The sequence below is a fragment of the Clostridium saccharoperbutylacetonicum N1-4(HMT) genome (assembly GCF_000340885.1).
Lineage (GTDB): Bacteria > Bacillota > Clostridia > Clostridiales > Clostridiaceae > Clostridium > Clostridium saccharoperbutylacetonicum.
In genome coordinates this window covers 4,321,313-4,339,042 of the sequence record NC_020291.1, presented here as the reverse complement: position 1 = coordinate 4,339,042, position 17,730 = coordinate 4,321,313, and the positions used below count along the sequence as shown (strand labels likewise).

12 protein-coding genes are annotated in these 17,730 nt (G+C 30.7%); 9 read left to right on the top strand and 3 right to left on the bottom strand.

Going from position 1 to position 17,730, the window contains the following annotated elements; all coding sequences use genetic code 11:
* Positions 1 to 311 precede the first annotated feature (311 nt).
* Entirely contained in the window at positions 312 to 2,297 is a 1,986-nt protein-coding gene (locus tag CSPA_RS19415; protein ID WP_017810459.1) for a methyl-accepting chemotaxis protein, read from the bottom strand.
* Between the two features lie 330 nt (positions 2,298 to 2,627).
* On the opposite strand from CSPA_RS19415, the gene CSPA_RS19410 reads away from it, so the two are divergent.
* The 7 genes from CSPA_RS19410 to CSPA_RS19380 all read left to right on the top strand — a co-directional run bounded on the left by CSPA_RS19410 (position 2,628) and on the right by CSPA_RS19380 (position 12,863).
* Entirely contained in the window at positions 2,628 to 5,027 is a 2,400-nt protein-coding gene (locus CSPA_RS19410; RefSeq protein ID WP_015394069.1) for a BglG family transcription antiterminator, read from the top strand.
* Between the two features lie 72 nt (positions 5,028 to 5,099).
* A complete protein-coding gene (locus CSPA_RS19405; RefSeq protein WP_015394068.1) occupies positions 5,100 to 5,411 on the top strand; it encodes a PTS fructose transporter subunit IIB in 312 nt (103 codons plus the stop codon).
* A 30-nt stretch (positions 5,412 to 5,441) separates the two neighbouring features.
* A complete protein-coding gene (locus tag CSPA_RS19400) occupies positions 5,442 to 6,518 on the top strand; it encodes a PTS fructose transporter subunit IIC (RefSeq protein ID WP_015394067.1) in 1,077 nt (358 codons plus the stop codon).
* Positions 6,519 to 6,545: 27 nt separating this feature from the next.
* Complete coding sequence (locus tag CSPA_RS19395; RefSeq protein ID WP_015394066.1) at positions 6,546 to 7,406, top strand: class II fructose-bisphosphate aldolase; 861 nt, start codon at positions 6,546 to 6,548, stop codon at positions 7,404 to 7,406.
* A 40-nt stretch (positions 7,407 to 7,446) separates the two neighbouring features.
* Positions 7,447 to 8,316: a ketose-bisphosphate aldolase gene (locus tag CSPA_RS19390; RefSeq protein WP_015394065.1), complete on the top strand. Its 870-nt coding sequence runs from the start codon at positions 7,447 to 7,449 to the stop codon at positions 8,314 to 8,316.
* Between the two features lie 163 nt (positions 8,317 to 8,479).
* Complete coding sequence (locus CSPA_RS19385; protein WP_015394064.1) at positions 8,480 to 11,623, top strand: efflux RND transporter permease subunit; 3,144 nt, start codon at positions 8,480 to 8,482, stop codon at positions 11,621 to 11,623.
* Positions 11,613 to 12,863, top strand: coding sequence for an efflux RND transporter periplasmic adaptor subunit (locus CSPA_RS19380; protein ID WP_015394063.1), 1,251 nt, complete (start codon positions 11,613 to 11,615; stop codon positions 12,861 to 12,863). The genes CSPA_RS19385 and CSPA_RS19380 overlap by 11 nt, the downstream gene beginning before the upstream one ends.
* Before the next feature lie 210 nt (positions 12,864 to 13,073).
* Here CSPA_RS19380 and CSPA_RS19375 read toward each other — a convergent pair whose 3' ends face one another.
* Entirely contained in the window at positions 13,074 to 13,517 is a 444-nt protein-coding gene (locus CSPA_RS19375; protein WP_015394062.1) for a PilZ domain-containing protein, read from the bottom strand.
* A 388-nt stretch (positions 13,518 to 13,905) separates the two neighbouring features.
* Here CSPA_RS19375 and CSPA_RS19370 point away from each other — a divergent pair, with 388 nt between their 5' ends.
* Positions 13,906 to 14,592 carry a YjgB family protein gene (locus CSPA_RS19370; RefSeq protein WP_015394061.1) on the top strand — a complete coding sequence of 229 codons (687 nt, stop codon included), beginning with the start codon at positions 13,906 to 13,908 and terminating at the stop codon, positions 14,590 to 14,592.
* Positions 14,593 to 14,766: 174 nt separating this feature from the next.
* A complete protein-coding gene (locus CSPA_RS19365; protein ID WP_015394060.1) occupies positions 14,767 to 15,861 on the top strand; it encodes a leucine-rich repeat domain-containing protein in 1,095 nt (364 codons plus the stop codon).
* Positions 15,862 to 15,944: 83 nt separating this feature from the next.
* Here the strand turns inward: CSPA_RS19365 and CSPA_RS19360 are convergent, their stop codons facing one another.
* Positions 15,945 to 17,684 (bottom strand): ABC-F family ATP-binding cassette domain-containing protein, encoded by a 1,740-nt coding sequence (locus tag CSPA_RS19360; RefSeq protein WP_015394059.1) that lies wholly within the window; start codon positions 17,682 to 17,684, stop codon positions 15,945 to 15,947.
* Positions 17,685 to 17,730: the final 46 nt, after the last annotated feature.

Here is a 17,730-nt window from a genome sequence, read left to right as displayed (position 1 = left end):
AAACTAGATAACGTAGTACATACACCTACATCTAGTGCCTTGGGAATGATAGCTATAGGTGCTGGAGGTATGAGCGTAGCTAGGGCTATGCAGGTCAAACATTTCCATTAGTTATGCAATTAGAAAAATTAATGCATGGGGATAAGTTTGTTATGAAAATTATTTACATGATTTAACCTTTAGGATATAAGGGGGATTTACTCAAAAGATAAAAAGGGTTAAGCAGATTGCATTAACCCTTTTGTGTATATTTGGCATAAGATGCCTTTTATTTATATTAGCTAACTTTAGAATTATCTAATTCATTATCATTATGTAACTTTAAAATTATCTAATTCATTATCTAGCTTTTCAGCTAAAGATTTAAGCGTTTCAGCATACTTGGTGAATCTATCCATAGCAGAAGCTATTTCTTCAGTTGAAGCGGTTACTTCTTCTGATGATGAAGCAGTTTCTTCAGAAATTGAAGATATATTTTCTATTTCAATCATGGTGTTTTCTTTCTTTTCACCCACATCCTTTATAGAGAATTTTATCTCATCAATCTTATTGATCATTGTATTTATTGAATTAAGAATATCATCAAATATTTTTTGTGTATTAGTTACTTCTAAATCCTGCTCTATTACTATATCTTCAGTAGCTTTAATAGCTTGGACAGCAATAGTTGATTTTTTTTGAATATTTTCGATGATTGATTTTATTTCTTCAGTTGAATTTTTAGATTCTTCAGCAAGCTTTCCAATTTCTGCTGCTACAACAGCAAAGCCTTTACCAGCTTCACCTGCACGCGCTGATTCTATACTTGCGTTTAGTGATAATAGACTGGTTTGTTCTGTTATTTCTGCAATAGCTTCTGAAATTGAAGAAATTTTTATAGTACTTTCGTTCATGTCTTGAATAATTCTATTAACTTCTGAAGTAGAGGTCTTTGTTTTATTTGTTTTATCAATCAAAGTATTTATTATAGATAATCCTTTTGTACCTAGTGTTTTGGTATTATTGGATAACATATCTATCTGAGTGGAATTTTCACTAATTTTATCTAACTTTTTAGAAAGCTCATTCATTTCAGTAACACCATTTTGAGCATTTTGAGCTTGCTGTGTTGCACCATGTGCAACATCTTCAATTGCTTTAGCTACATCTGATATAGAAGCAGTTACTTCTTCTGACATACTAGCAAGATTTGTTGAAGTTTCTAATACTTCATTTGAAGAACTTGCCGCGTTTTGTATTAGGTTTGAAATATTATGCATCATCGAATTAAAAGAAGTTGCTAAGTCTAAAAACTCATCTTTTGTAACTGGCTCTATTGATACAGTTAAGTCACCATTTTCAGCCTTTTCAAAAACCTTTTTTAGATTTTTTATATTAGCAGCAATTCCTTTACTCAAGAATAAGGATACTAATATTGATATAATCAACATAATAAATATAGAAGTTATTGTAGTAATTAATATAGCTTTTGTATCAGTAGATAATTCACTTTCATTAAGAATTGCAACAACTTTCCAGCCAGTCATAGAATTTGTATCGAATGCACCAAACTTCTTTTGACCATTATATGTGTAGGTTGTAAAACCGCTGTCAGAGGTTTTTATTTCATTCCAAACAGCTAATTTAGAAGCTTCATTAGTATTGATAATATCCTTGTTAGGATGTGCTATTACATTGCCATCTGAATCAGAAATAAAGACATATCCAGAGTTACCAACTTTCTTCTCAGTAATTTTACCTGATAGAGTTTCTAATGAAAGATTCATGGCACAAACACCGATTACTTCTCCATTTCTTTCAACTGTCTTAGCTATAGATACAACTGATTTTCCAGTTTGCGAATCCTTAAAAGGTAAAGTCACAATAACTTGTCCTTTATGTTCCATAGCTTGTTTATACCAAGGTCTTGCTGTAGGATTAAAATCGTCTGGCATTTTGCTATTAGGATAAATATTAAATTTACCATCTTTAGTTCCAAAGTATGCACTGAAAATATCAGGATTAACATCCTTTACACTTTTTAATACGCCTGGTATAAAGGTGACATTTATATCATTGTCACTATTAATTACATCATAATTTTGTGATAACATGGAAACCATATTACCAAAACTGCTAAAATAGTTATCCATTCCAGTATTCACTTCTATAAGTGTTTGCTGACTTGTAGTAGAGAGCTTTTGATTAAGTATTGCTTTTGATTGAAAGTATGAAACTAAGCCTAATATAATTAGAGGAAGCATACAGATTCCTACTAAACTAATTCCAAGTTTGTTTCGAATATTATTGATTTTCATAAATAAAATCCCCTCTCGTAAAATATATTAAATTTGAAAGTGATGGTGAAAGTTGTCGTAAATATTGTTAATTTTATGTCATTCTATATTATTCGTACAAAATTCACAAAACTTTATACAAAAATGGACTGCAATTGACAAAAAAATGCAGATTATGTTCTATGGAATTGATAAAAATATTAATTTAAGGAGTATTTGCATTGTGTAGTAAGATTGCTGATACATAAATTCCATTTTAAGAGGAACTTATTTGTTATTTTACAACCCTGAAATGTATGATATCGTATACATATGAAAGGGCACAGAAAGAAAAATTAAAGGAGGGAAATGATGTATAACCTAAATGTAAGACAAATTGAATTTATAAATTTGTTATTAGAAGAGAAACAATATAAGCCAATTAAATATTATACAGAATTCTTGAATGTGTCTGATAAAACTCTAAAGAAAGATCTAATTATAATTGAAGAATATTTAAATAAACATAATGTTGAATTAGATAAGAAACATAGTATTGGAATAATGATAAAGGATACTATGAATGCCAAATTAATTCTGCATAGAGTTCTTCAATCGCAAGAAAGTAAAAATAATAAAATTTCGATTAATTATCGAAGAATTGAAATTATTAAAAATATGCTAACTGACCCACATAATAATACTTCGATTCAAAAGCTTTCTGATAAGTATTATGTTAGTAAGACAAGTATAGTTAATGATTTTAAATATATAGAAGAATGGTTTTCTTTATTTAATTTAAAGTTAGAAAAGACAGTTGAGGGAACACAAATAAATGGATTAGAGGTTGATATTCGTAGAGCCATTGCATCTTTGCTATTTGAATATTCAAAAGATGGAAAAAATAAAAATACGATTGAAGAATTAGCAATACGTTTAGATGCAATTACCTTAAATGCTTTATCAGAGTTATTTGAAAAAGAGAAGATAATATATGTAAATAGACTTCTTCTAGATCTAGAAAAAAAATATAACTGTAGAATAAATGATCCATATTATATTAATTTACTTACTCATATTTTAATTTCAATGGTAAGGGGTTCACAAGGAAGGAAAATATATAAAAAGAGTGATATTGGAAAATTTAAGCCAGAAAAAGATTATGAGGAAGCGGCTTTATGTATTAATAAAATCAATAGAGATTTTGGAATGACACTGGATGAAAGTGAAGTTTATTACTTATATCAATATTTTGTTTCTTTTGGACTGATCAAGGATATGTCAGGAAAAGAGGATACAGTATTAAGTGAATTAGATTGCTTAGCAATAAACTATAGAAATAGAATTACACACTGTATGGAAGAGATCTTGCAAGTAAATATTTCAAAATACCAAAATATAATGGAGAAATTATTACTCCATATACGTCCTATGTTAAATCGTATGAAGCATGATATTCACATATCAAATCCTCTTATTAATGATATAAAGGAGCAGTATCCGATTCTGTTAAATGTATGTAAAGCAGCTACGTTGATGGTATCCTTCGATATGAAACTAAATCATATTCCTATTGATGAAGTTGGGTATTTAACTTTATATTATCAGCTGGGATTAGAGGAGAATTATGCTACAAGAAAACGTGTATTAGTTGTTTGTCATAGTGGGTATGGAACTTCCAAACTTTTAATGACAAGACTTAAAAGATATTTTCCGGAATTTGAAATTATAGAAAGCGCTTCAGCTAGCAGAATGATGAACATAAATCTTGAGGAGATCGATTTTATAATATCGACAGTTCCTTTGGAGTTAGAAAAGAATAGCTATTTATTGGTATCAACTTTTTTGAATGAGCATGATATTAAGAATATATCTGATTTCTTGCTTAATAATAAAAGCAAGCATTTAAGATTAACAAGTTCAACTAAGCTCATTGGAGAGTATCTAAAAGAAGAATTAATATATTTTAACAAAGAAGAGAATGAAGTGAAGAAGCAAATCAATAGAAACATCAAGAGGAGCATTATATTCAATCCAATAGATATTAACAGAAATTTAAAGATACAACTTGGATTTTGCAAGGATGAATGCATACTTGGGCTTTCTATAAATGATATAGAAAATAATGAGAAGCAATTAACTTTTTATATTGCAATGGAAAATGTTGAAATAATGACACTTATTTTAAAAGAAGCATTCAATTTTAATATTAAAGAAGATTATGCCAATTATTTGATGAAATGTAAGAAGGAAAAGGATGTAAAGCAATACTTTAAACTAAATGGTGAAGGTGGTATGAAAATGGAAGTAGATTTAGCAAAAGTAATACAAAAAGAAACAATAAAACTAGATATGAAAGCGACTACAAAAGATGAAGCCTTAAAGGAACTTACAGAACTATTATATGATTCAGGTACACTTTCAAACAAAGAAGAATTTTTAGAGGATGTATATTACAGGGAAACCTTAGGATCAACAGGCATAGGTAATGGTATTGCAATACCTCATGGGAAATCTAAGTTCGTTAATAAAACATCAATAGCTTTTGGAAAAACCAGAAGTGACATTAAGTGGGAGACCTTGGATGGTAAACCAGTGAACTTTATAATTCTTTTTGCTGTAACAGAATCAGACAAAAACAGTGTTCATGTTCGATTGCTTTCAAAAGTAGCAGCAAGATTAGGAGATGACGAAGTATGTGAAGCTTTATTAGGAGCTAAAAGCTCAGAGGAAGTATATGAAATATTTACAAGTTCAGACGAAATTCAATAGGTTAATCATTTATTAAAGGGCTCATTAACTATCTATATTTATATAAATATTAAAAAGAAAGGATTGATACATATGAAAATTGTGGGAATAGCAGCTTGTACATCTGGAATTGCACATACTTATATAGCAAAAGAAAAATTAGTACGTGCAGCAAAAGCCTTAAACCATGAAATTCACATTGAAACTCAAGGAACAATTGGAACAGAGGATGAGCTTAGTCCTAAAGAAATTAGCGAAGCAGATGTGGTAATTATTGCAGCAGATATTAAGGTTGGTGGCAGAGAAAGATTTAAAGGCAAAAAGGTTATTGATGTTTCAACAGATATTGTAATTAAATCTCCAAAAGCTCTTATTAATAAGATTCAACAAGAACTAGGTTTATAAAAAAATTAAATATACAAGGGGGAACTTATTATGTTAAAAAAATTAGAATTAAAAAAGCACGCAATGACAGGAATATCATACATGCTTCCACTAGTTGTGGCTGCTGGGTTACTAATTGCTATTGGTAATTTGGCAGGAGGAAATCCATCCTTAATTTCTGATTACAAAGCTTCCTACAGTATTTGGCAAGCATCGGTTACCTTAGGCGTATTTGGAATGCAGTTATTGCCAGCAGTAATGGGTGCTGCTATATCATATTCTATTGCAGATAGACCTGGTATTGCACCTGGTTTATTAATGGGTATGGTAGCAAATGCAATGGGAGCGGGCTTCCTTGGAGGAATGCTTGGAGGATATCTTTCAGGTTATTTCGTAGTTTTTTTAAAGAATAATATTAAAGTGCCTAAATGGGCTCAAGGCTTGTTGCCAATGATGATAATTCCATTAATATCTTCAGTTGTCATTGGATTAGTTATGTTCTTCGTTGTTGGAAGACCAATAGCATCAGTTTCGGCTTCGCTTACATCTATGCTTAATAATATGCAAGGTGGCTCAAAAGCAATATTTGGACTAATCATGGGTGCTATGGCAGCATTTGATTTTGGTGGCCCTGTTAATAAAGTTGCTTCTCTCTTTGCTGATGGATTGTTATTACAAGGTGTTTATGGACCAGAAGCTATTAAGATTTGTGCATCTATGATTCCTCCTTTTGGTGTTGCATTATCTTGGGTAATAAGAAGGGCTAGATATTCTAAGAGTGAATCTGACAATATAAAAATTGCTTTCCCAATGGGAATATGTATGATTACTGAAGGTGTTATTCCAATTGCAGCTGTTGATCCACTTCGTGTAATATTCTCTTGTTCATTCGGTGCAGCCATTGGAGGTATGTTGATTATGTTATTAGATGTCGGCTCACCAGTTCCTTCAGGAGGAATGTTTATTGTACCTGCTATGCAAAATCCTATTGGCTTTTTAATTGCTTTAGGTGTTGGCTCTGTTATTACAGCAATTTTACTTGTAATTCTAAAGAAAGATGCAAAAGAACAAGTTATTGAAGAAGAGGAAGAAGAAGAGGTGGATCTATCAAATCTACAAATAAAATAAATATTTAAATAGATAGGAGAAGATTTTATGTATGTTTCAATGACAGAGATGTTAAAGAAAGCAAATGAAGAAAATTATGCAGTTATGGCCATTAATTGCTTCAATTTAGAAACTGCAAGAAGTGTAATTAAAGCAGCAGAACTAGAAAATGCTCCTATAATAATTAATTTAGTTCAAGATCATTTAATTGATCATTGTGACAGTGAGCTAATAACTCCAATTGTAAAGACATTAGCTAGCAGGACATCCATAAAGGTAGCACTTAATTTTGATCATGGACAAGAAGTCTTGTTTATAAAAAAAGCAATAGATGACGGTTTTTCTTCTGTAATGGTTGATGCATCACGTTTTGGATTGCAAGGAAACATTGATATGACAAAAGAAGTGGTAAATTATGCACATTCAAAGGGGGTTAGTGTTGAAGGTGAAATTGGATGTTTAGGAGGAACAGAAGGTGGTGCTTTTACAAATGATCATATGTATACGAATCCAGACGAAGCACTAAAGTTTGCAAAAGAAACAGGGATAGATGCACTAGCAATATCAATTGGTACATCACATGGGAATTATCCGGATGGAATGGTTCCAGAATTTGATTTTGAAAGATTAAAGACTATTAAAGAATTAACTAAAATGCCATTAGTACTTCATGGTGGTTCAGGGTCTGGAAGAGATAATATTTTGAAGGCAGTTAAGTATGGGATTAATAAAATAAATGTTGGCTGTGATTTCATGAATGCCAATGTTCAAGCTATTACAGCAATACTAAAAGAAAAACCAGATATTAATTATTACGTTTTAATGCATCAAGTTGAACAGGATAGTATTGATATTGTAAGAAACTACATTAAGCTTTCAGGCTCAAATAATAAAAATTTAAATATTTAAGATAAAAGACAAATATAAGATAAAAAAGGAGAAGATGATTATGTTAATGAATATGAAAGAGTTATTATCTATAGCACAGGAAAATAAATTTGCGGTACCAGCCTTTAATACAAGCAGTAATATGATTTTAAGAGGTGTAATGGAAGCAGCAAAAGAAAAGCAGGCTCCAGTAATTATTGCTATACATCCAGATGAATTGTCATTTTTAGAAGATAGTTTTATAGCAACTGTAAAAGAAGAAGCTTTCAAATCAGAGGTGCCAGTAGTTATTCATTTAGATCACGGTGGAACTTTTGAACAAATTCTAAGAGCAATAAGATGTGGCTTTACATCAGTAATGATTGATGCTTCACATATGTCATTTGAAGAAAACATAGCAATTACAAAAAAAGTAGTTGAAGCAGCACATCCACTTAATGTTTCAGTTGAAGCAGAGCTTGGAACTATAGGTACAACAGGTAACGGAGGAGAATATGGAGCAAATGAAATAATTTATACAGATCCGGAAAAGGCAAAAGAGTTTGTTGATAGAACAGGTGTAGATACATTAGCAATTGCTATTGGAACATCACATGGGATCTATCCAAAAGATATGAAACCAAAATTAAAATTAGATTTATTAAAGATTATAAGAGAAACAGTACAAATTCCATTAGTATTACACGGTGGATCAGCTAATTCAGATGATGAAATTGCTGAATCTGTAAAATTAGGAATATCTAAAATAAATATTTCTAGTGACATTAAGGATGCATTTTATAAGAAATGCCGTGAAATATTGACAGAAGATTTAGGAGCTCGTGAACCTAATGCTATTTATCCACCATGTATAGAAGCTATGAAAGAAGTTATTTATCACAAAATAAGTTTATTTAATGATGAAGACAAAGTAAAATGCTACAATAAGTAAAACAAAAAGCAGTCTATCGCTAAAATGATAGGCTGCTTTTTTTCGGAACTTAATTTTATCTTAAAATATTGAAAAATTATTCTTATATTTCCATATCATGATATACTGAGAATAAGTGATAAAATGAGTGAAAACTTATGAACATGAGACAAGGGGGATAGTAATGAGGATAACTGAAATATCAGTAAAAAGGCCAGCAGCCATGTGGATGGCGGTAATTCTATTTATTGGACTGGGAATTATGGGGTATAAAAGCATGGGGGCAGATTTAATGCCATCTATGAATATTCCTGTCATATCAATAATGACAACTTATAATGGAGCCAGTGCAGAAGATGTTAAGAAAGATATTGTAAAACCAATTGAAGATGCAGTTTCTGGGATAAGTGGTGTGGATGTTTTGAATTCAACTTCAGGAGAAGGTTATGGAACTGTTACAATAACCTTTAAAATGAGTGCTAACATAAATACTGCTTATTTAGATGTGCAAAAGGCAGTTGAGGTTGTTTCAGCAAGGCTTCCTAAAGCAGCAGATAAGCCTACTTTGTTTAAAATGGATATGAGTGCAATACCTATTATGATAGTTTCAATAAATGGGGACTCCAGTTATGAAGAACTTTATAATCAATCCGATATTTTAAAACAAAAATTAGAGAAAATCCCTGGAGTAGGGAATATTTCTTTGATGGGTGCAGATAAAAAGCAGCTTATGATAAAAATAGATAAAGCTACTATGGAGTATTATGGAGTAAACGTTGATGCCTTAATGGGAGCTTTGCAAGCATCAAATGTTAATATACCAGCTGGAGATATTAAACAAGAAAATTTAGATCAAGCTGTTAGAATTATTGGTCAATTTAATTCTATTGATGCTGTAAAAAATCTGTTAGTACCTGCTGGTAATGGAGTAAATATTCGTCTTGGGGATATAGCAAAAATCGATTTAGAAGTTCCAGATGCTACTGTATTGACAAGGTATGGCGGCAATAAGACCATAGCAATGATACTTGGAAAACAAAGTGATTCAAATGTAGTAGAAGTGGCTGATTCTGTGAAAAAGGAATTGGAGGATATAAGAAAGTCGCTTCCAAAAGGAACAGAAGTAAATATTTTAATGGATACTACTACTTTTATTAATTCTTCACTTACTCAAATAAAACATAATCTAATAGAGGGAATTATAACTACAGCAATTGTACTTTATTTATTTTTCCGTAGTTTCCGTTCTTCTTTAGTAGTTTTAATTGCTATTCCAACTTCTTTGGTTGCAACCTTCTTTATGATGTATCAGATGCATTTTACCTTGAATATGCTGTCCTTAATGGGCTTATCTCTTGTTGTAGGTACTCTGGTGGATGATTCTATAGTTGTTATAGAAAATATACAGCGGCATATGGACATGGGAAAAAATCCATTACAAGCAGCTATTGATGGGCGTAAAGAAGTAGGAATGGCAGCAATAGCTATAACTTTGTGTGATGTTGTTGTATTTGCTCCTGTTTCACTTGTATCAGGTTTAGTTGGACAAATGTTTAGGGAATTTGGATTAACTATCGTTGCAGCTACAATGTTTTCTTTAATTGTATCTTTTACAATTACACCAATGCTTTCTTCAAGATTATTAAAAAATCAAAACAATGACGAGAAGATAGCACCAAAAGAAACCTTTTTAAGCAGAATAAATTCTAAATTTGCTAGGAAAAGTTCTGATAAAAAAGGGTCTTTTGACAAACTAGTAGAAGTTTATAGAAAAACATTAATATGGTCTTTAGATAACAGGAAAAAAGTTTTAGCTTTTGTTATTGCAGGAGTTGTGCTTAGTGTGATGCTTATTCCAATGGGAATGATAAAGTCAGAGTTTATACCTGTAGCAGATCAGAGTTCTTTTACAATTAGCTTGAAGCTAGCTCCAGGATCTACTTTAAAACAAACAGATGCTAAGGTTTCTGAGGTAGAAAAATATTTACAAGGGACAAAAGAAGTAAAAGATTATTTTTCTTTGATTGGGCATGATGGAGAATCAACTGCAGATAAATCTATTGCTCAAATTTTCGTTAACTTGGTTCCTAAGGGTGAACGTAAAAAAAGCCAAAGTGAACTTGCAAGTGAAATTCGAACTTTTGGTAAAAAAATGTCTGGGGTAGACCTTAATGTAGCAGAATCATCTTCCTCAGGTGGTAGTAGTAAACCTGTATCAATTAAGATAAAAGGTAATGATTCATCAACTATAAGAGATTTATCAAAGGAAGTTGAAAAGTTATTAAATACAGTTTCAGGAATTACTGATATTAGTAATTCTACAAGCTCAAGAAGCAGTGAACTTAGGGTAAATATAGATAATCTTGCAGCTACTCAATACAAAATTTCTACTTCAAATATCGGAAGTGTTGTTAGAATGGCATTAGCAGGAACTAATGTAGGAGTATATAGATCAAACAATGAGGAAAATGATATAACTCTAAAGTTTGAAAATGGACAAATAAATAGTGCTGAAGACCTTAAATCTTTGATGATTACAAATTCAGCTGGAGAAGAAATTCCACTTAGTCAAGTTGCTTCTATTCAAAAAATAGATGGTGCACCTTCTATTTCTAGAGAAGATAAGCAGGATATGGTTTCAGTAGAGGCTAATATTCAAGGAAGAGTTCTTGGAGAAGTTACTGATGATATTAATTCTAAATTAAAAGCTCTTTCAATACCGGATGGATACAGTATAAGTTTTGGCGGAAATCAAAAACAAATGGCAGATAGTTTTTCTTCACTTGGACTTGCTTTATGTGCATCTTTAGCCTTAGTTTATATGATTTTAGTAGTGCTTTATGAATCCTTCTTGACTCCATTTATAAGAATGATGGCGCTCCCTTGTGCTATTATTGGAGCTTTTGGGTTACTGGCTTTAACTGGACAAACTTTGAATTTAATGTCTATGATTGGATTAATCATGTTAGAAGGACTTGCTTCTAAAAATGGTACTTTGCTTATAGATTATACAAATACTCTAATGAAGAGAGGAATGAATTTAAGAGAGGCACTTATAGAATCGGGTGTTACCAGATTAAGACCAATAATTATGACAAGTGCAACTATGATTGTTTCTATGTTACCAGTTGCTTTATCTATGGGTGAAGGAACAGAAATGAAGAAGAGTATGGCTATAGTAATAATTGGGGGAATGCTTGCATCAACAATCCTTTCACCAATTGTATTACCAATTATTTATACATTAATGGCTGACTTAAAAAATAAAGTATCTTTTAAAAAGAAGAAAAGCCATAGCTTAGAAGGGGGTAGCACCTATGAAGTTTAAGGAATTAATGAAAAAGAAAAAACTAATAGTAGGGATAATTTTAGCAGTTGTTGTGGTTGCAATTATTTTTAGCTTTCCTAAAAGTAAACCTGTAGATGTAGCACAAGAGGTTAAAAATGTTAAAACGGAAAAAATAACAACTGGAACAATTTCCGCAAGGGTTGAATATGCAGGTAACTTAAAACCTGCAAAGGAAGTAGTGGTTTTACCAAAGGCAGGAGGAAGAGTTGCAACTGTAAATGTGAAGGTTGGAGATAAAGTAAGTGTTGGCCAAACCTTATTTACCTTGGACACTACAGATTATGCAGCACAACTTGAACAGGCACAGGCAGGAGTGAGCGCAGCTAGTGCTAACTTAGAAAGAACCAGTGATTCAGGATTTACTCAGCAATTATTACAAGCAGAACAGCTTGTTGAAAAGCTACAAATTCAATATAATACAGTAAAAGACAGCTATGATAAAACTCAAACTTTATATTCCGCAAATGCAGTTTCTAAAAAGGAGTATGATGATGCAAAAGCTCAATATGATGCTATAACTATAGACTTGAAAAATGCTAAGGATAGTTTAGAATTATTAAAGAGCAAGTCTGGCCCTCAAGCTACAAAGGCAGCCGCTGCAGCATTAGAACAAGCACAAGCAGGAGTGAGTGCAGTGCAAAATCAAATAAATAATGCAACAATTACTTCGCCAATAGATGGAGTTGTGTCAGAAAAAGCTGTAGAAGTGGGGCAAATTGCTGGTGGACAATCAGGTTCTGTTACAGTTATAGATTATAGCGGATTAGAGGCAGAAGTAAATGTTCCTGATAAGATGCTTACAAAAATTAAAGAGGGATTATCTGTACCAGTTACTATAAATGCATTACCAGATGCAAAAATAGTTGGAGTGATAGAAAGTATCAGCCCAAATACAAGTTCCAAAAATAATTTCTATGTAGTTAGGGTTAAAGTTGATAATTCAAATGCTGATATAAAGGCAGGAATGTTTGCTAAAATTTCTTTACCAGCTGAACAGAAAGATGACATTTTGATGGTTCCGAATGAAACAATTAAAATGGAGAATGGTGTAAATTATCTTTATACAGTTGATAATGATGAAGTTAAAAAGATAGCTGTTGAAACTGGTATTTCAAATGAGAAATTTACAGAAGTAAAGGGAAAAGTACAAGACGGCTTACCTGTCATTACTGAAGGCCAAAATTTATTAAGTGATGGAGAAAAAGTAAACTTAGTATAATGGAAAATTATAAAATCAATTAATCAACTTTTATAGATAAAAATTGGAGCAAAGTATTTATTTTCAATAAATAAAACAAAGAACATTTGTATCAAAAAAATATTATATCAGATGTTACATTTAATATATTTAGGGGTAAGATTTTACTCATAAAAAGGCTCGCTATATGATAAATAACGAGCCTTTTTATATTTGGATATAGTTAGTTTATTATAAGTTATTAGGACATTTTTTTATGTTACAGAAGCTACAGCCGCGGTTTGATTGATTACGTCTTATAACTAATGCAAGATTATTGAGCGCTGCAAAATAATCTTCATACATTATTTCATCAATTAGAGAACTTACCCCATAATTAATGTCTCCATTTTTCTCTACTTTATGCCAAACTATATTACCTTTAATGGAATAAGGCTTGTTTAGTATTTGAAGTTTAAATTGATAAATGATATGTTTACCCATTGGAAATCTTAGTTTGGATGAAAAGCTTAAGCCACCAATGCTTAGATCTTTAATACAAACATTAGAACAGTTGGATTTTATTGGTTGCCCATTATAATTTACAATTGACATCTCTGTACAAATAGGTTCTTTAGTATATACTCTGAAGAATTTTCTATTGTTTATTAATTCAGCATTCTCCTGTGCGCCCATTATATCTCTCCTTGTTAGCTTGTAAATATATTGAATTTTATCCCTATAATAGGAAGTTTCGGTTTGTATATATTATAGCAAAAGAGTATACCGAAGTAAGTCAAATTTAGGTTAAAAGTATTATAAATTTATCGACATAAATATAGAGAAAGAGACATTTTTAATACATGACATATATTGCATGGAAAAGCTAAGAAAATTTAAAAATAAGAACTTACATACGTATATTTCATTTACTAATGGAATAATCATAATAAGGAATATGAGTATTAAAAGTCGAATTATGATATAATAGAAGAAAGAAAATGAGTTATAAAAAGGCTATAAATTACATACACAAGAGGTTTTAAAAAGAACTTTATTTCAAATAAATTTGGAGGTGGAGAGAATGAAAAAATTTAATAAAAAGTTAAGTTTACTTATTATAATGGCTTTATGCTCAGTTATTATAAGTGGATGTTCAAATTCAAATAAATCTGTAAATGACACAAGGGATACTACACAAACTAATAATGAAACCTCAAATACAACTGATCAGTCTAAAACTGAAGAAAATAAATTATTAGAAAATAAGAATGAAGATAGTAGCAAAACAGAAAACAATCAAGATTCAATATTAAAGAATATTAAAACTTTAGCAGAAGAAGGTAAAATTATTAATTCAGATTTTGCAGATAAGTCTTTTAACATATCAGATGTCGAGAAGAAATTGGGAAAAGCAGATAATGCAGAATGGGTAACTGATGCTAAAGGATACTATTCTACTTATTCAAAATATAAAGTGGTTTTTGGCTCTAACAAGGGAGGAAGAATTTTTGAAGTAAGATCTTTTGACAGTAGTTTAAACAATATTTCTCTTTCAAATGTTGAAAAATACTTTGGAAGTCCTAATCATAATGTTACAGTCAATAATGAAAAAATTCTAGGTTATGTGGCTGGAGCAGACTATAAAATTTTATTTGTATTTAAGGTTGGAGCAGATAGTAAGGAAGATCCTAAACTAGATCATTATTCAGTTTTATACCCACAAGGTACTGTTAATTCAATGGCCGGAGACTCTGGCAGGGAGTGGTAATATATTCTAGAAAGTGATGAGGCTACAGTCCCCCTAATTGATAGGAACTTTAATGAACTTATTAATAGAATAAATGATAAATTAAAGCTTTTATAGAGTACTATCGATAATTATTTTAAAATATAATAAATTAGTATTTTAAAATCACTTTAGGAAAAATTAGGGGGAGAAAATATGAAGAAGTCAAAATTAACAAAAGTAATAGCTTGTGCATTAGTAGTTGCTTCAGTATTATTACTAAAACCAATAGGTGCAAGTGCAGAATGGAAGCAGGATAAGAATGGCTGGTGGTGGTATTCAGAAGGAAGTTCATGGGCCACAGGCTGGAGAGTAATTAATGGAAATTTATATTATTTTGATTCAAGAGGTTTTATGTTGGATAATAGGCCAAATGATTTTCAAAGCGAGTATAGCATTAATAGCAGTGGTCAATTTGAAAATATCACATTTGAAGGTGCATGGGCCTTTTATAAGCAAACTGGTAAAATTGTAGCATATTTAGGGACTGACAGCAATGTAGTAATTCCAGATAAAATTGATAATGTTTTAGTAACTAGCATAGGGAATAAGGCGTTCTATAAAAATAAAAATATAATAAATATAACCATTCCTAATAGTGTAAAAACTATAGAAAGATCAGCATTTTACGGATCTATTAGCTTAAAAAGTATTAATATTCCTGCTAGTGTGAAAAGTATAGATGGGCAAGCTTTATTAGGCTGCAACAATTTAACAAGTATAACCGTAGATGAGAATAATACAAGTTTTAAGAGTATTGATGGTATATTATATAGTAAAGATGGAAACAAATTATTGTGTTATCCTAGTGGAAAAGCCGACGAAAAGTTTGCAATTCCTAATGGTGTTACTGAACTTGGAGGTAATGCTTTTTATGGAAATGTTAACTTAAAAAGTATAGAGATACCTAGCAGCGTAACAATTATCGGAGGAAGTGCTTTTGATAGATGTAAGAATTTAAGCAAAATAACTATTCCTAATGGAGTTACAAGTATTGGAATTGGTATGTTTTATGGGTGTACAGACTTAAGCAGCGTAACTATTCCTAATAGTGTTACAAGGATAGAACATAGTGCTTTTCAAGACTGTACTGGCTTAAGTAGCATAACCATTCCTAATAGCGTAACTAGAATAGATATTGGTGCATTTAGCGGGTGTAAAAACACTATATTTAATGTAAAGAGTGAAGCAGTGAAGCAACTTTTAATTGAATCTGGTGTAAATGTGAGTAAGATTATAGTAAACTCTTAAGGTTAAAAAAATGAATTAAGAATAAGAGTAGTTTTGATAACTTAAGTAAAATTATCAAGACTACTCTTATTTATTTTATAAATCTAAAATAATTTAATGAGAGCTTCAAGTTCTTCAGATAAAGCTTTTGCTCGTTCAAAATCAGTATTTCTAAGAGCTATAGATATGTTCATTTCTAAAGTTTTTTTCTTTTGTTCAAGTTCTAAATAATCTTTATCAAAGTATTTATTATAAATCATCTGCTTAAATTTTTTGATTTTCATTTTTCTAATGGTTTTGTCTTCAATAAGCAAAACATAATCTACGCAATTTGCTACAGAATAGTAATCATGGGATATCATTAAAATGGAACCATTGTATTTTTCTATTGCTGTTTCAAGAGCCATTTGTGAATAAATGTCTAAATGACTTGTTGGTTCATCTAAAAGTAGCATATTTGCTCCAGTAGCAGAAATTTTAGCTAATTGAAGTGTATTTTTTTCGCCACCAGATAATGATCCAATCTTTTGATGTAGTATTTCTCCTTCAAAATCATAGTTTGAAACATAGTCTTCTACATCTTCGTAACTTTTAAAGCCTGCATCCATGAATTCTTCAAGTATTGTATTTGATTCATTTAATATTTCACTTTGAAGTTGAGATAAATACGCTACTTCTATGTCAGGAGCTATTTCTATAGAAGGATGATTATTTTTGACTATGTCTTTAAGCAAAGTTGTTTTTCCAGTACCGTTTAATCCTATAATAGCTACTTTATCATTAGATTTAATTTCAAAGTTAACATTTTCTAAAAGTATATCATCAAAGCTAACACTATAATCAGTAACTTTTAAAGCTATTTTTTCTTCCACGGGATTATTAGTAGTTAAGCGAATATATGGCTGCTTAATTTCAACAAAAGGCATTTTTATTCTACGAGCTTCTAATCTTTCTTGAAATTTCATTCTAGCTTTTAGATATTTTCCAGCAGCAGTTTCACCTGTGACTTCAGCTCTATCTCTTAGTCTTTTAATTATACGTTCGTTTCTCTCAATTTCTTCATCATCAGCAATAGATAGTTCTTGTAGTTCAATTTTACTTTGAAGTAATGAGAAGTTATAATCTATATAGCTGCCATCAAATTCTTGGAGTTCGTGATTTTCTAGATGTATAATTTTATTAAAACAATGATTTAATAAATATCTGTTATGAGTGATAACGAGCATTATCCCTTTGTAAGAATTAATTAAATTTCTAAGAGCATTAAGATTTGCAAAATCTAAAAATACATCAGGTTCATCCATTATCATTACGTTTGGTTTACTAAGCATTTCCTTTATTACTTGAATAAGCTTAAACTCTCCGCCACTAAGTTCAGAAATATTAGTATATTTAAGATTATTTAATTCAGCCAAATTTAATTTCTTATTAAGTTCACTTTCAAAATCATCTCCAAAGGTTGCATTTAGTGTATCTAAAGCTTCTTGATATTTTTCAAGTAAAGTATCCATATCAGAAGCTGTTTCCATTTCAGCACAAATAGAAGTTATTTCATCTTGAAGCTTAGTGTAATCTTCAGATAGATATTCTAAAACTGTAGTTCCCTTTGCATTGTCTACTTTAGAGAATTGACTTACATATCCAATTTTACAATTTGGTTCTATTTCTATAGTACCATCAAACATATAGTCTTCAGGCTTCATAATTATATCTATAAGTGTACTTTTCCCACTACCACTTGAACCTATAAAAGCACAATGCTGATCTTCTTCTAAGGTAAAAGAAATATCATTATATAAGTCTTTTTGTGGAAAGGAGTAGGATAAGTTATTAATTTTTATCATATTATTACCTCGCTTTATCGTTTGAGAAGAGCCTATAAAATAAGCT

Coding starts and splice junctions, on each gene's coding strand:
- CSPA_RS19390 (WP_015394065.1), top strand. CDS start 7,447: ATGTTAATGAATATGAAAGAGTTATTATCTATAGCACAGGAAAATAAA.
- CSPA_RS19395 (WP_015394066.1), top strand. CDS start 6,546: ATGTATGTTTCAATGACAGAGATGTTAAAGAAAGCAAATGAAGAAAAT.
- CSPA_RS19400 (WP_015394067.1), top strand. CDS start 5,442: ATGTTAAAAAAATTAGAATTAAAAAAGCACGCAATGACAGGAATATCA.
- CSPA_RS19415 (WP_017810459.1), bottom strand. CDS start 2,297: ATGAAAATCAATAATATTCGAAACAAACTTGGAATTAGTTTAGTAGGA.
- CSPA_RS19405 (WP_015394068.1), top strand. CDS start 5,100: ATGAAAATTGTGGGAATAGCAGCTTGTACATCTGGAATTGCACATACT.
- CSPA_RS19365 (WP_015394060.1), top strand. CDS start 14,767: ATGAAGAAGTCAAAATTAACAAAAGTAATAGCTTGTGCATTAGTAGTT.
- CSPA_RS19410 (WP_015394069.1), top strand. CDS start 2,628: ATGTATAACCTAAATGTAAGACAAATTGAATTTATAAATTTGTTATTA.
- CSPA_RS19360 (WP_015394059.1), bottom strand. CDS start 17,684: ATGATAAAAATTAATAACTTATCCTACTCCTTTCCACAAAAAGACTTA.
- CSPA_RS19375 (WP_015394062.1), bottom strand. CDS start 13,517: ATGGGCGCACAGGAGAATGCTGAATTAATAAACAATAGAAAATTCTTC.
- CSPA_RS19380 (WP_015394063.1), top strand. CDS start 11,613: ATGAAGTTTAAGGAATTAATGAAAAAGAAAAAACTAATAGTAGGGATA.
- CSPA_RS19370 (WP_015394061.1), top strand. CDS start 13,906: ATGAAAAAATTTAATAAAAAGTTAAGTTTACTTATTATAATGGCTTTA.
- CSPA_RS19385 (WP_015394064.1), top strand. CDS start 8,480: ATGAGGATAACTGAAATATCAGTAAAAAGGCCAGCAGCCATGTGGATG.